Annotated in this window: 13 protein-coding genes and 1 tRNA gene; 3 read left to right on the forward strand and 11 right to left on the reverse strand. The window is 52.6% G+C overall.

The features are described from left to right. Positions 1 to 172: 172 nt before the first annotated feature. A tRNA-Pro gene (locus tag P1U47_RS02750) sits at positions 173 to 249 on the reverse strand. A 217-nt stretch (positions 250 to 466) separates the two neighbouring features. Here P1U47_RS02750 and rrtA point away from each other — a divergent pair. Then, complete coding sequence (gene rrtA, locus P1U47_RS02755; protein ID WP_301027019.1) at positions 467 to 1,042, forward strand: rhombosortase; 576 nt, start codon at positions 467 to 469, stop codon at positions 1,040 to 1,042. A gap of 20 nt (positions 1,043 to 1,062) precedes the next feature. Here rrtA and P1U47_RS02760 read toward each other — a convergent pair whose 3' ends face one another. The 10 genes from P1U47_RS02760 to P1U47_RS02805 all read right to left on the reverse strand — a co-directional run bounded on the left by P1U47_RS02760 (position 1,063) and on the right by P1U47_RS02805 (position 11,522). Beyond that, positions 1,063 to 3,222, reverse strand: a complete 2,160-nt coding sequence (locus P1U47_RS02760) for a molybdopterin-dependent oxidoreductase (protein WP_301027020.1) — start codon at positions 3,220 to 3,222, stop codon at positions 1,063 to 1,065. A gap of 207 nt (positions 3,223 to 3,429) precedes the next feature. Then, on the reverse strand, positions 3,430 to 4,185 hold the full coding sequence (locus P1U47_RS02765; RefSeq protein WP_301027021.1) for a cupin domain-containing protein: 756 nt from the start codon (positions 4,183 to 4,185) through the stop codon (positions 3,430 to 3,432). Positions 4,186 to 4,209: 24 nt separating this feature from the next. Next, positions 4,210 to 4,578 carry a cupin domain-containing protein gene (locus tag P1U47_RS02770; protein ID WP_301027022.1) on the reverse strand — a complete coding sequence of 123 codons (369 nt, stop codon included), beginning with the start codon at positions 4,576 to 4,578 and terminating at the stop codon, positions 4,210 to 4,212. Continuing rightward, positions 4,571 to 5,248, reverse strand: coding sequence for a cysteine hydrolase (locus P1U47_RS02775; RefSeq protein WP_301027023.1), 678 nt, complete (start codon positions 5,246 to 5,248; stop codon positions 4,571 to 4,573). The genes P1U47_RS02770 and P1U47_RS02775 overlap by 8 nt, the downstream gene beginning before the upstream one ends. A 21-nt stretch (positions 5,249 to 5,269) precedes the next feature. Beyond that, the gene (locus P1U47_RS02780) at positions 5,270 to 6,781 is read right to left on the reverse strand and encodes an ABC transporter ATP-binding protein (protein WP_301027024.1); all 1,512 of its coding nucleotides are present in this window, start codon (positions 6,779 to 6,781) and stop codon (positions 5,270 to 5,272) included. Further along, the gene (locus P1U47_RS02785) at positions 6,778 to 7,464 is read right to left on the reverse strand and encodes an isochorismatase family cysteine hydrolase (RefSeq protein WP_301027025.1); all 687 of its coding nucleotides are present in this window, start codon (positions 7,462 to 7,464) and stop codon (positions 6,778 to 6,780) included. Before P1U47_RS02785 ends, P1U47_RS02780 begins: the two co-directional genes overlap by 4 nt. Positions 7,465 to 7,496: 32 nt before the next feature. Then, positions 7,497 to 8,414, reverse strand: a complete 918-nt coding sequence (locus P1U47_RS02790; protein ID WP_301027027.1) for an ABC transporter permease — start codon at positions 8,412 to 8,414, stop codon at positions 7,497 to 7,499. A 61-nt stretch (positions 8,415 to 8,475) separates the two neighbouring features. Next, positions 8,476 to 9,519 (reverse strand): ABC transporter permease, encoded by a 1,044-nt coding sequence (locus P1U47_RS02795; RefSeq protein ID WP_301027028.1) that lies wholly within the window; start codon positions 9,517 to 9,519, stop codon positions 8,476 to 8,478. A gap of 19 nt (positions 9,520 to 9,538) precedes the next feature. Further along, positions 9,539 to 10,660, reverse strand: a complete 1,122-nt coding sequence (locus P1U47_RS02800) for a BMP family ABC transporter substrate-binding protein (RefSeq protein ID WP_301027029.1) — start codon at positions 10,658 to 10,660, stop codon at positions 9,539 to 9,541. Positions 10,661 to 10,703: 43 nt separating this feature from the next. Then, positions 10,704 to 11,522: an outer membrane protein OmpK gene (locus tag P1U47_RS02805; RefSeq protein WP_301027031.1), complete on the reverse strand. Its 819-nt coding sequence runs from the start codon at positions 11,520 to 11,522 to the stop codon at positions 10,704 to 10,706. Positions 11,523 to 11,876: 354 nt separating this feature from the next. Here P1U47_RS02805 and P1U47_RS02810 point away from each other — a divergent pair, with 354 nt between their 5' ends. Beyond that, complete coding sequence (locus P1U47_RS02810; protein WP_301027032.1) at positions 11,877 to 12,572, forward strand: GntR family transcriptional regulator; 696 nt, start codon at positions 11,877 to 11,879, stop codon at positions 12,570 to 12,572. Between the two features lie 116 nt (positions 12,573 to 12,688). Further along, positions 12,689 to 14,170 carry an NAD-dependent succinate-semialdehyde dehydrogenase gene (locus P1U47_RS02815; RefSeq protein ID WP_301027033.1) on the forward strand — a complete coding sequence of 494 codons (1,482 nt, stop codon included), beginning with the start codon at positions 12,689 to 12,691 and terminating at the stop codon, positions 14,168 to 14,170. Positions 14,171 to 14,176 lie beyond the last annotated feature (6 nt).

The following is a 14,176-nucleotide window of genomic DNA, read 5'->3' on the forward strand; positions in this document are numbered from 1 at the left end:
TTATATTCTTTATCAATTTAACGCAGTAAGTCACTAACTATTAAAGCATATTAGCCTAAATGTTCTGCTTTTGCGGCAAACTTGTGATGAGGCTGCCAAAAAGGGTGGTTTGGACGTTGGACGGGGCGGGCGGCTGGTCTATTTTGGCTCGGTTATTGGGCTTAGCTCCGGCTGGTCGGAATGAGAGGATTCGAACCTCCGACCCCTGCGTCCCGAACGCAGTGCTCTACCAAGCTGAGCTACATTCCGCTATTGGGTCTGCTGTTAAGCAGTGAAGCTCTAAAATAGCAAAAGATTTGCAGTGGCTCAATATTAATACGGGCGCCATAACGCCTGCCTTGATGCGCGTTTTTGTTGGTATGGCAGCTTAAAATGACAGTTCGCTTTGGCTTGTTATGTTTTGAGGCCATTAACAGCGAATAAGGGGACTAATATTGAGGGCTATAGTTATTGGCGTGGAGAGCGGATGCTGTCGTTACTAAAGCCGAGTTATTACCTGCTGTTGATGTTACTGCTTTTGGCTGTCGCTCAGCTGTGCCATGTTTATATTGCCGACCTCGCCTTGATCCGCGCTGATATCAGTCGCGGTCAGTGGTGGCGATTGTTGAGCGGGCAGTGGGTGCACAGCAATGCCTACCACTTTGTTAGTAATAGCGTCGTTTTTAGTTGTTTAAGCTTATTGGATCATCGCGCTGCTCGGCGCAAAGCTGCCGAGTTTGTCGCCTTGTCTGGCTTGTGCGGCGCCATGGTGTATCTGTTCTGCCCAGCACTGGACTATTACCTCGGTTTGTCTGGGGTTTTACACGGCTATCTACTGTTGATTTTACTGTCGATGCGGCGCAATACACCCATGCTTGCCTACGCGGGTGTTGCGGTATTGTTGGGGAAATTGCTATTGGAGCAATTTGATTTATACCCGCGCGCAGCGACGGAGGAGTTGATTGGCCTGCGGGTGGCGATAGAAGCCCACCTTGCAGGCGCTGCGTCGGCAGTGATTATTTTTGTCTCAGAATTAATCTATTCTGCGTATAAACGCCGGTAGTGCTAAACCTCGTATTGCAGCTAAATTCCTTCCACACAAACTGCCGTGCCGTTAAGCCTTGGCACGCGAGACAGCGGATCGACATCGTCGGCGGCAACCAATAAATTGCGATTAACCCCACCCACCGCTTCGCTGGCACTGCCATTTTTGGGTGAATAGGTTTGGCCGCCCCAGCCGTGACTCATTACGGCGACGCCGCTGCGCACGCGGTCACTGACCTTGAGCTTGGCGTCGATGGCGCCAACCCGCGAGCGCACCCGCACTTGGCTGCCATCATTTAGCGCCCAGCGCTGGGCGTCCATGTCGTTAATTTCAATGACGTCGCCTTCGGGCCGTTTCATTTTTTTCATGGCGCCATGGGTTAGCCACGAGTTCATCATATGCTTGCGGCGGCGACTGATTAATTGCAGTGGAAACTCAGTGCTTTTGTTGTGCAAGTGGGGCTCGGCTAATAACTGCTGCAATCTCTCGGTTAAGGCGCTTGGCATAACGGCGACTTTGCCAGTCGCGGTCGCGACCGAATCCAAAAAGTAGTTGTAGTCGCGCGGCTGGTTTAAACGCAGGCCATGTTCTGCTTTGTCTACGTCTTTATAACTAACAATACCGCCTTTTTTGAGTAGCTCTTTGCCAATTGATTTGGGGCTGAAGCCATCGTAGGGTTTGCCGGTCAGCTTGCCATATAAATTAAAGCCCTTTACCACCCAGTTAAGCGCTGGCTTGCCCAGTAGCAGGGGTTTGTCCATTGCCAACACGAGATCGCGAAAGAATTCCCATTCATAGGGCATGCTATCTGGCTTTTTCACCGTTGCGCGCAACATCTGGATATTAGACTCGGCGCCAATTTCTTGAATAAGCGCCGAGAGTTCTTCAATTTCCAGAAAAGAGGGCGCAGGTATTAACCAGTGGGCGTGACGGTGGCTGTCGCGCTGAAAGCTGTCTACGGCAATCAATAATTCTAATTCGGCAAAGGCCTTGTCTAGGCTGTCGCCCTCAGGCCCTGAGATCACCGGGTTGCCGCCTTGAATAATAAAGGCTTTGATTTGGCCAGGCCCTGGGGTGGCGATATCGGTAGCCATTTCATTGACCGGTAGATATCCGGCAACCGACGGCGCCTTATTAACGCGGCTGCTACGCTTGGCTTCGGGGAATAGTTCAGCGCCGGTGCGCAATAAATCCAAGGCACCACGGTTGTGATACAGGCCGCCTTTGCGGCGCATATTGCCAGTTATTAGGTTTAGCAAATGCGCTAGCCACATACCAACAGTGCCATTCACACTCTGGCCAACCCCAGTGTGAGCCAAGCACATGGCGCTGCCACGACTAAAGTCTCTTGCCACTTGCTCCAATATCTCGCTAGCGATATCGCAGCGCTGGCTAAGGGCTTGCAAATCTTGATTGCGCAGCAGGGTTAGTAAACCTTCAAAGTCGTCGCAATCTTTAGCGGCGTTTTTGTCGTACCAATCATTGCTGGCGATGATATGCAGCAAGGCCAGCAGCAATGCCCAGTCGCTGTCTGGCAGCGGGGCTAAGTGCAACTTGGCTTTTTGGGCCGACTCGCTGCGGCGCGGATCGACCACCACAATTTGACCGCCACGGGCCTGCATAGCTTGGGCTTTTTTCCAGCCCTCGCTAACCGCAAAAAACCAGGCAAACTCACTAATGGCCGGATTAGCGCCAACGAGTAGCAGAAAATCGGTGTTTTCAATATCGGCTTGCAACATGGTCCACGGCTGGTGGTACATGGCATCGCACACATAGTGGTGGGCGTTTTCGTCGAGCGAGCCAACAAAGTAGCGATTGTCGGTGCCCACGGCATCGAGCAACAGACCAAGAAAAGCAAAGCCGCCAAAATTACTGGCGCCGGGATTGCCGGTATACGCGCCAAGTGCATTGGCGCCGTCGCGGTCGAGAATGGTCTTGAGTTGCTGGGCGATTTCTTTAATGGCCTGCTTATACGGCACGGGTACATAGCCGTCGCCAACCCGTTTCATGGGATGAGTAATGCGTTGGGGATGGTTTAGCGCGTGGTGAGCTTCGGCGCCGCGCACGCAAAAATCTCGCCACACGGCAGCGTCTTTGTCGGGCTCAATATTCACGATCTGATTGTTTTTGGCAGTCACTTTAAGACCGCAGCCCGCCACGCAGATATTGCAGTGGGTGTAGGTAACCGTTTCGCTCATGGCTATTTTCCTGCGCGCGCAACACCGCTGTATTCAGGCAGTTCGAATACAGCGCTATTTATTATGTTTATTAAAAGGGGTTTTATTGATCTACAGCACTATATGGCGGCACCGACCTTATTGTCAAATAGCACAATAGCGTGGTTTTGTGGCACTTGGCTTAAGGCGTGTCTCCGGCTTTATTCAGGTTGGCAATGACCTTGCGCCTTAAAAAGATAGGCTGAAGGCGATACACGATGCATCTTTTGCGGCCGATACTATGTAGGGAATGGGGGCGGTGGCTTTGGCTACAATCAGGGTGTCGCTGGCGACGGATTGATTGTCTACCGAGCAAGAACCCGATAGCAATAACAACGCATTGGCTTGGGTATGCCACTGCTCGTCGCCGGACAGCGAGGCAAATATACTGCTCATGCCGCCGTCTTTATTTAGGGGTACTTTGTAGCAATTGCTTAGTTTACCGCAGGTGGCGAAGGGTAATTTGCTGTAGTCGGCGTCGATGATGGTGTTGTTGTATTCCTGAATAGCATCGGTATGTTTGAAGTCTGGTGGCGCCGCGTAGGACAGTAAGAATAGGCCGCGGCTATTGCGAATGTCGTGGCCGCTGCTAGGGGGATTAAAATAAAAACTGCCCTTGGGGTAGTCGCCCTTGTCATCGGTTTGTGAACCATCAATGACGTAGATCGATTCGGTTTTGGCATGGTAGTGCAGTGGCACGGTGCCCATTTTGTCCTCATACCAATACCAGAGAATACTGACATGCTGCGAATCCGGCGTGCCGCTCAGTATCAGTTTTTTAAGGCCATGCTTGAAATCAAACCATTCATAGCTGGCGGTATTCGCGCGTAGATCGCTCAAATCGATGACGGTAGATTGCGTAATAGCCGACTGAGATAGCGCAGGCGGCGCTATGGCGAGCAGAGTATAAACTGCCAAGCATTGCAGATTGACGTGTTTGTTCATAAGCGCACCTCGGTATGTTAGCGCCTATTCGGCTTCGCCTAAAAAAGCCACTGGTCTCATCCAAATTGCCAGCGCAATACAGCCTTCGCTAGAGTGGATTTGATGTTGGCTGTCGGGTGGATTAATAACGAGACAGCCTTTGCCATACACGGCCGTGCCATCGCTCTGCGAGCCGTGCAGAATCAAAATATGTTCAAAATCGATATGCTTGTGGCGAGGCACCGAGGCGCCAGCTTGGTAGTGTAAAAATGCCGCACTCGGGCCTTTGCTACTGGTGCGGTAAATATAGGAAATAGCCACACCGGGGCGCAGCGGCTGCCAATCTCGACTAGCCAACAGGGCTTCGGCTTCCAACAAGCCATTAATAGCTAATGCACTCGCTAACTTATCCATAGGCCTGCTCCAGTCCGGCGATCACTTGCTCGCAGCTTGCCGACCAACCGACAATACCGCCTTGGGCGATAATCATGGCGATGGCGGCTTGTTTAAATTCGGGAAAATAACTTTCGGTCGCGTCTTCAACAATCAGGCATTCGTAGCCACGGTCATTGGCCTCACGCATGGAGGTTTGCACGCAGACCTCGGTGGTGACACCGGCAAACAGCAGATGGGTGATTTCCAAATCGTGAAGATAGTCTTGCAGGGCGGTGGCGTAAAATGCGCCTTTGCCTGGTTTGGTTATTTCTAATTCGTCCGGCAGAGCACGCAATTCTGGCAATAACTCATTACCTACTTCACCGTCTATGAGGATACGCCCCATTGGCCCAAGGTCACCGATTTTCATACTGGCGCCGCCGCGCTTAAGTTTGGCTGGTGGGCAGTCGCTGAGGTCGGGTTTGTGGGCTTCGCGAGTGTGAACAATGGGCAGGTTTAGGGCTCGAAAACAGTCCAGCAAACGTTTTACCGTGGGCACAATGGCAGTTAGCAAAGACACATCATTGCCCAGTGCTTCGCCAAAACCACCGGCTTCGACGAAATCCCGCTGCATATCAATTACGATCAGGCAGGGTTTGCTGCCGCTGGGCAGGACATAGGGATAGGGGCTGGCGGCAATAGTAAACATATCTTCTCCTTAAACTGGGGCTTAATGCCCGCCCATATAGCGGCCGATGGTTTGTAAGTCGGCCTCTTGCGGGGTGGTTTGGTAAACCAGCTGGCCGCCCGAGATCACAAAGAAGCGATCAGATAATTCCAAAATTTCATCCAGATCTTCGCTGAGCAGCAGTACGGCGGTGCCTTGGTTGCGGGCCTCAAGCAGGCGGGCGCGAATATCGGCCACTGCCTTAAAATCCAATCCAAAGCAGGGGTTAGATACCACCAGTACCGATAGCGCTTGGGCCAGTTCCCGCGCCAGTACCGCGCGCTGAACATTGCCGCCAGACAGCGCACCAATATTTTGCTCTGGACCGGCAGTGCGAATTTTGTATTGTTGAATAAGGTCGAGGGCAAAGTCGCGTATGGCTTTGCGCTTAACAATCCATTTCATTGAGGTAAACGCGGGGCTGTCGAATTTGCGCAGGGCGATATTGTCGGCCACGCTCAGATTCGCCACACAGGCATTGCGCAGGGGTTCTTCGGGCAGACAATAAAACTGGTGCTCTACCATCTCGCGACGGCTGGCGCCAAAGGCTTGGCCGTTAACGCGAAGCTGACCAGACAGCGGCGCGCGCTGCCCACCCAAGACTTCGGTGAGTTGCTTTTGACCATTGCCGGAGACACCGGCGATGCCGATGATTTCTCCGGCATACAATTCTAAATCAAGATTGCTAATAGCGGCTAAGCCCTGCTCATTGTTCACTGTGAGCTTGTCTATTTGCACAACACAGCGGCGATTTTTATGGCTGGCGCGAGACGGCGCTTGGGTCAGGGTCTCTTCGCCCACCATCATCTTGGCGAGCTTCTCGGGATCGACATCGGCAACCTTGGCCGAGCCGATGTATTCGCCCTTGCGCAGCACGGTCACGTCGTCGGCGTATTTCATTACTTCGCGGAATTTGTGGGTAATGATTAAAACACTGAGTTTGCCGTCGCGGGTGAGTTGATAAATTTTGTCGAGCACTTCATCGGCTTCGGTGGGGGTTAATACCGAGGTCGGCTCATCCAAAATTAATACTTTGGCATTGAGCAACAATTGCTTAATGATCTCGACTTTTTGTTTTTCACCGGCAGACAGTGAATTGATTGAACGGCGCAGTTCAAACTGAAACGGCATCTCGCCCATGCGCTGTTCCAGTTGTGAAATCTCGGCGGGCCAGTTGATGACCGCCGGTAAATTGGGCCGCGACAGCACAATGTTCTCGGCAATACTCATATTGGGAATCAAGGTAAAGTGCTGGTATACCATACCAATGCCCAGCGCGGTGGCCTGCTCCGGACTGACAATCTGCGCCTCGCGGCCCTCAAATAACAGCTGGCCGTCGTCGGGGCGGTAGTAGCCCATAATACATTTAACCAAGGTGCTTTTTCCGGCGCCATTCTCGCCCAGCAGCGCGTGCACGGTGCCGCGTCCCAATTTTAGGGAAATATTATTCAGCACCCGCACATCGCCAAATTGCTTGCAGATCGACAGGGCTTCGAGAATCGGCTGCTCAGTCATTTGCTTAGCGCCTCCAGCAGCAAGGCAGATGGCGCGGTGGCACCAAACACGCCGCCCTGCATTTTTACCATATTGATGGCCGCTTGGTGGTTGTCGGGATCGGTGGCGGCGCAGCAGTCTTCCACCATTAAACATTCGTAGCCGCGGTCGTTGGCCTCGCGCATGGTGGTACTTACACAGACATCGGTGGTTATGCCGCAGATAATCAGATTTTCGATGCGGTTTTTAGTCAAAATTAATTCTAAATCGGTGGCGTAAAAAGAACCCTTGCCAGGCTTGTCTATAATTGGCTCACCGGCTAGCGGCGCCAGTTCGTCAATAATATTCCAGCCCAGTTCACCGCGAACCAATATGCGCCCGCAGGGCCCAGCATCGCCAATGCCAGCGCCGATGCGCTGACTGCGCCAGTACTTATTGGGCGGTAAATCACTGAGGTCGGGGCGGTGGCCCTCGCGGGTGTGAATAATGTGAAAGCCCTTGGCGCGGAATAGCGCCAGCAGCGCCTTGATGGGCTCTATTGGCGCGCGGGTCAGCGACAGGTCGTAGCCCATGCTGTCTACATAGCCACCCACACCGCAGAAATCGGTTTGCATATCGATAATCAGCAGCGCGGTATTTTGCGGCGTAAGTTTGCCGTTGTAGGGCCATGGGTAGGGCGTGGCGTCAATGGTGATAGTGCTCATACGCATATCCTTTTTAACAAGTCCAATTGGCGTTATTTAACAAATTCACCTGGCATGCCGCGCACTGTGCCCTTGGCGCTAGAGGCGGCAATCATAATGACTAAGGTGAGCACATAGGGCGCGGCGTTAAACAAATAGTATCCCCAGTTAATGCCCACCGATTGCAGTGCTGGCCCCAAGGCCGCAGCGCCGCCAAACAGCAGGCTGGCATAGAGACAGTTCATGGGATTCCAGCGCGCAAAAATAACCAGCGCCACCGCCATCAAACCCTGGCCGCTAGATAGGCCCTCGCTCCAACTGCCAGGGTAGTAGAGCGACAGATAGGAACCGCCAATACCCGCCAAGCCGCCACCGGCCATGGTACTGAGGAGACGCACGCGATTGATATTCATGCCCAGCGACAAGGCGGCGTCGCTGCTCTCGCCCACCACGCGCACGGCATTCCCCCAGCGGGTGGTGCGCAGAAACCAGGCCATAGCCGGCGCCAGCGCGACGCCGAGGAAAAACAATACATTGATATCCAGCGCGGCTTTTATTACCGGCGAACTGCTCCAGTTGCCAAAGCCAATCGAGGGTAGGTGCGGCGCACTGGGTTGAATAAAAGCTTTGCCATAAAAGAAGGCGATGCCGGTGGCGAACAGCATCATGGCAATGCCTACGGCAATATCGTTTACTTGTTTGTTTTGGCAAAGCAGGGCGTGCAGTATGCCCAGCACACAACCCGAGCTACCGGCGGCCAGCACCCCCAGCCACGGCGAGCCGCTGAGGTAGGACACCGCGTAGCCAGTCATGGCACCCATTATTAAATTGCCTTCGAGGCCAAGATTAATGCGCCCCGCTTTTTCGGTTAGGCATTCGCCGAGGCTGACGAAAATAAAGGGCGTACCCACACGGATGGCGCCACCGAGCACCGCAATAAGCACACTCCAAAGTCCGATATCGTTTTCCATTAGCGCTGCGTCCTATTTTTGTCGCTCAGGGATAAAGGCGTCACACTTGCTCTGTTAGCACTCATGAAATCATGCTCTTGGGCTGCAGAAACTTAATGCGTCCGTACAACATTTCGCTACTGAGAATCATCATAAAAATAATGCCCTGAAAAACCGCCACGGTGGCATCGGGTAGATCGTGGGCGCGCTGTAGCAAGCCTCCCGATGCCTGAATGCCACCGAGCAGCAAGGCGTAGGGAATAATGGCTAATGGATTGTGCCTAGCCAGAAATGCCACCAGAATGCCGGCATAGCCATAGCCCGCATTCAGTGAACTATTGGCGCGGCCCTGGATGGCGGCAATCTCAATCACCCCAGCCAGCCCTGCCGCCGCGCCGCCCAGAAAGCACGACAGCAATACGATTTTGGCCACCGGCAAACCCACCAAACGCGCAGCGCGGATATTGCCGCCGGTCACGTCGGCGGCAAAGCCAAAGGTGGTGCGGCGCGCCACAAACCACATGGCTAAACAAACCACTAGGCCGTAGACCAAACCCCAGTGCACTGAGCTGTCGCCGATACTGGTGATCATATTCTTCTCGCCAATCGAATACGTGGAGGGGTTGTTGAGGGTCGCGGGGTCTTTTAATACCCCCACCACCAAAAAGTTTAAGACCGCGATGGCAATGTAGTTGAGTAGCAGCGAGCTGATGGTTTCATTCACATTGCGGTAGTGGCGCAGTGCCCCCACAGCAAGAATCCACAGGCCGGCGCAGCCGCCACCAACGATCATCATGGCGCTCATCACCATAAACGAGGGCGCGTCCTGAATGGCAATACCAGTTATTGCTGCCGTTAGGCCGCCCACCACCATAGCGCCTTCACCGCCAATCACGATTAAGCCCACCCTAGCGGGCAGGGCGGTACACAGCGCAGTGAGCATTAGCGGCGCCGCTCGCACTAGAGTGTTTTGCCAAGAAAACCAGCTGCCAAATGCGCCTCGATATAGGCTGTGAAATACCTCGGAAGGTGAATTGCCCGTGGTGAAAATAAAGGCGGCAATGAGTAGCATAGACAGCAGCAATGCCCCCAGTGACAAGCACCATATTTCGACAGTTTTTAGCATGGTCGCGCCTCGTCTGGATTTAGCCAACCACGCCTTCAACTAGCCAATCCATACTCTCTAACCAAGTATCAGTCTGGAGGTAGGATTTGCCTTTTGGGATGACCGTGTTGCCCTTGTTGTCTTTGATTGGGCCCTTGTAAACCACCATAGAGCCGTCCATGAACGAGGCTAGGGCTTTGTCGGCGTCGGCCTTGGCGGCGTCGCTTACTACAGCGCCGTAGGGTGATACTTTAACAATGCCGTCCTTTAAACCGCCGCGTACTAGATTAGGAATAGGCTGTTTGTTTTTAATTAACTCGGCGTAGTTTTTATACACCGTTGCCCAGCTCCACTCCGCGCCGGTTAAAAAGCCCTTGGGCGCTAACACCGCGTTATTGGTGTGGTAGCCGCAGGAGTAAATGCCACGCTTTTCTGCGGTTTCCACCACCACTTTGGGGCTGTCCACGTGGCAGGTCAGCACGTCGATGCCTTGGTCCACTAAGCTATTTGCCGCCTCCGCTTCTTTAACTGGGTCAGACCAGCCGCCGGTAAACACCACCGTGGTGGTAATAGATGGGTCAATACTGCGCGCGGCCATAGTGAAGTTATTGATATTGCGCAGTACCTGCGGAATGGGTATGGCGGCGATAAACCCCAGCTTTTTGGATTTACTCATATGCCCCGCAACAATGCCGGAAATATAAACTGGCTCATCGATATAGCCGAAATAGCTGCCGACATTCTTGGGGTGCTTTTCGGCATCCCACAGCCCACCGCAGTGCAGAAAGGTGGTGTCGGGATAGCGCTTGGCAATTTTAAGAATATGGGGGTCGAAGTAACCAAAGGAGGTTGGAAATAAGACTTGAGCGCCATCGAGCTGAATCATGCTCTCCATGGTTTTTTGTACTTCAATGGTTTCGGGCACGTTCTCTTCGTCTACTGCCTTTACCCAGTCCAGCGCGGCCAGTGCAGCTTTACCCTCAAAATGGGCCTGGTTGTAGCCGTAGTCGTCGCGGGGGCCAACATAAACAAAACCCATTTTTACTTTGGCTGCGGCCAGCGCGAGGGGCGTTTTAAGCGCCATGCTTAAGCCGGCGGCAGCAATTGAGGCGGTTTTAACAAACTTTCTGCGGCTGAGTGACAACTGACTTTTTTGTTTCATCCTTGCATCTCCAAATCATTGTGCGTTGTTGTTGGTACTGGAATTACCAGATCCACTTGACCATGGCCTGGGCCACATCTTCATCAATGCCGTCGATACCAAATTTATTGCGCCAGACTTGGTATTCAACACCGGCTTGCAGCACGCCAGGCGCGCCCCACAATTTACCTACGTCTAGTAGTAAGCGTGGGCCGGTAATGATGTTGTCTTCGGCGTGATCCATATCAAAGGCGTAGTCAAAAAAGCCTTCAAAGGAAAACGATAATGCGCCTAAGTCAAAGGGCTTTAGCCACACCAAGGTGAGCTGGTTGCCGGTGTCGGCGCCGTACGCTGTCTCATTGCGCACGTAATAGTTGATCTGAAAAACCGGCATGCTGAAGATGTCCAAATCCACTGCCAGTCCGTATAAGTAAGTGTGAAACCCCTGACCGATTTCGGCGGTGGTGGTGATTAACACATCCTTGATAATACCCGCGCTTAAATCCTTGCCGGTTATTTTGCTAAAGCTCAGCCGCGGTGAAATTTCACCGTAATAGCCGGTTGGTGCTCCCGCATCGTTGCTGTCGGGGTTGGTGATGTCGACGAATAAAAAATTGTCGCCGTACTTCCAACCGTTAACGTGTTCTATGGTGATAATCGAGTTGGAGTCCTCTTTTGAGCTCAGCTTGCCGGCATCGCTGTCAAAGTAAATTGCCTCGTAAGTGCTGCCAGCCAAATACTGAATATTGGTAGAGCTCCATTGCGCCGCGCCAGCCACTGCCTGGGAGCCAAGCAGTAAACTTGCCAAGAGCGCGGCGCCAGTGCGAATGCTAGGCCAGCGGAAGGGGGCGAATACCGAAATGCGCAGATTAGTTCGGGACATGTTTGCAGCTCTCCTAACAGGGTATATAGTGCATGTAAGTTTGGGTACAACGTTGAATTCATTGTTGTATACAACAAAGCAAATCCCAGACCAGTTCGGTGAGCCATTTATTGACGATCTATGATTTATAATTAAATCAGATAGTTAAGAAGAAGATCTTAGGGGTAGGCGGGGTTGAACAAATGTAATGCCTGCCGCGGTTAGCGCCAACTACGTGCATGTTGATTGCTTGTGCACTGAAATGAAGCCGATGTGTACAAAATTTCTACGACTTGCAAAGGCTGGGCGAATACTAAAGACTTAGGGCTGTTTTCACTGTCCACTTTCATCAACCATAGCCGTAAACCATAGCCAATGAGCGTTAAAGCCAATACCCAAGTAAAGCCGAATGCCCAGCTGGTTTACGAGCAGTTGCGGGAGATGATTATTGCGCTAAAAATCGCCCCAGGTTCACGGGTAACTGAAACCCAGTTGGCCGATTATTTTCAAGTTAGCCGCACCCCGATTCGCGCCGCACTACAGCGTTTGGAGAGCGAGGGGTTTTTATCGATTCGCGCCAAGCAGGGTTGCTTTATTCGCAATATTGACCTGCTCCAAATCAGTCAATATTACGATGTGCGGGTGAGTATCGAGACCATGGTGTTGGCCGAAATTGCCAAGCTTAGCGACCACTCCGAGCTTAAAGCCGTCGCCGAACTTTGGCACCCGGAAAAGCTACATTTTGGTATTACTGTTAACGATGCCATAAAAGAAGCAGAAGAAAACTTTCACCAAGACTTGGCGCAGATTTCTAAAAACGCGGTTCTGCAGCACTATATTCGCGATATCAACAGCCAAATTCGCTCGGTGCGACGGTTGGGGTTTCCCGATGCACAAAGCATTATTGACACTTATGAAGAACACTACCGCATTTGTCAGTTGTTATTGTCGCGGGATCTCGCTGTGGCCGTCGATGAAATGACTAACCATATTCGCAAAAGTCAGGACTGCGCCAGTCGCGTCACCTTGCATCAGCTTTATGGTAGTCGCAAAAGTGTGGTTTTTGAGTGAGCTGACAGCCTCATAAAAGCTGTACTTCGGCAGCCTTGGCTCATCCTTTATACATAAATAAAAAATGGAACAAATGCGCTGCAGAGGCTTCGAACTCTTTATTTACAGGTGACTTTATGGAAATTACGCCCGCAACTAACTTGCAGCTAAAGCGCCCAGATTTGCTGCGCTCGCAGGCTTATATCAACGGCCAGTGGTTTGATGCCGACAATGGCAAAACACTAGCGGTAATAAACCCTGCTAATGGTGCGCTTATTGCCAGTATTGCTGATCTCGGCGTTGATGAAACTCGCCGGGCGATTGCCGCCGCAGAGCAGGCGCAAAAATTATGGGCCCGTAAAACCGCCAAAGAACGCGCTAATATTTTGCGGCAGTGGTTTAACTTAATTATGGCCAATCAACAGGATTTAGCGGCTATTTTAACGGCGGAGCAGGGTAAAACCCTAGCTGAGGCCGCTGGTGAAATTGCCTACGGCGCCAATTATATTGAATGGTTTGCCGAAGAAGCTAAACGTATTTACGGCGACATTATTGCGCCGCCGTCGGCGGATAAACGCATCCTCGTTATTAAGCAAGCGGTGGGCGTGGTGGCGTCGATTACCCCTTGGAATTTCCCTAATGCAATGATTGCCCGCAAGGTGGCACCGGCTTTAGCGGCGGGCTGCGCCTTTGTGTGTAAACCGGCCAAAGAAACGCCACTGTCGGCTTTGGCGATGGCCGTGCTGGGCGAGGAGGCGGGTATTCCCGCTGGGGTGTTTAATGTGGTGTGTGGTAGTTCTGCCAGCGCCATTGGCGGTGAAATGACCAGCAATCCGCTGGTGCGCAAGCTGACCTTTACCGGATCGACCCCAGTGGGTAAAACCCTGTTGCAGCAATGCGCGGCCACCGTGAAAAAAACCTCGATGGAGCTGGGCGGCAACGCGCCGTTTATTGTGTTTGACGATGCCGATATCGACGCCGCTATTGCCGGTGCGATGGCCTCAAAATACCGCAATGCGGGGCAAACCTGCGTGTGTACCAATCGCATATTGGTACAGCGCGGTATTTACGATGAGTTTGCCGAAAAGCTCGCCGCAGAAGTACGCAAATTCCAGTTAGGTGATGGCGCCGCTGCGGAAACAACCATGGGGCCGCTGGTGAATAGCAAGGCGGCGCGGGATGTGACTGCGCTGGTGGACGATGCGCTGGCCAAAGGCGCGACAGCCTTAGCCGGTGGTCGAGCTTCTTCGCTGGGCGACTGCTTTTACGAGCCCACAGTACTGACCGGTGCAACACGAGAGATGCGAGTTTTTAAAGAAGAAATCTTTGGCCCCGTGGCGCCGCTGTTTGCGTTTGATACCGAGGAAGAAGCCATCGAGATGGCTAACGATACCGAGTTTGGCTTGGCGGCGTATTTTTATACCCAAGACCACGCGCGCATTTGGCGCTTTGGTGAAGCCTTGGAATACGGGATTGTCGGGATTAACGAAGGGCTGATTTCAAATGAAATGGCGCCCTTTGGCGGCGTGAAAGAATCTGGCAGTGGCCGCGAGGGTTCAAAATACGGTATCGACGATTATGTCGAAATTAAATATTTGTGTCTTGGCGGCCTTGAGTAGGCCGCG

The organism is Zhongshania sp. (assembly GCF_029212375.1).
Lineage (GTDB): Bacteria > Pseudomonadota > Gammaproteobacteria > Pseudomonadales > Spongiibacteraceae > Spongiibacter.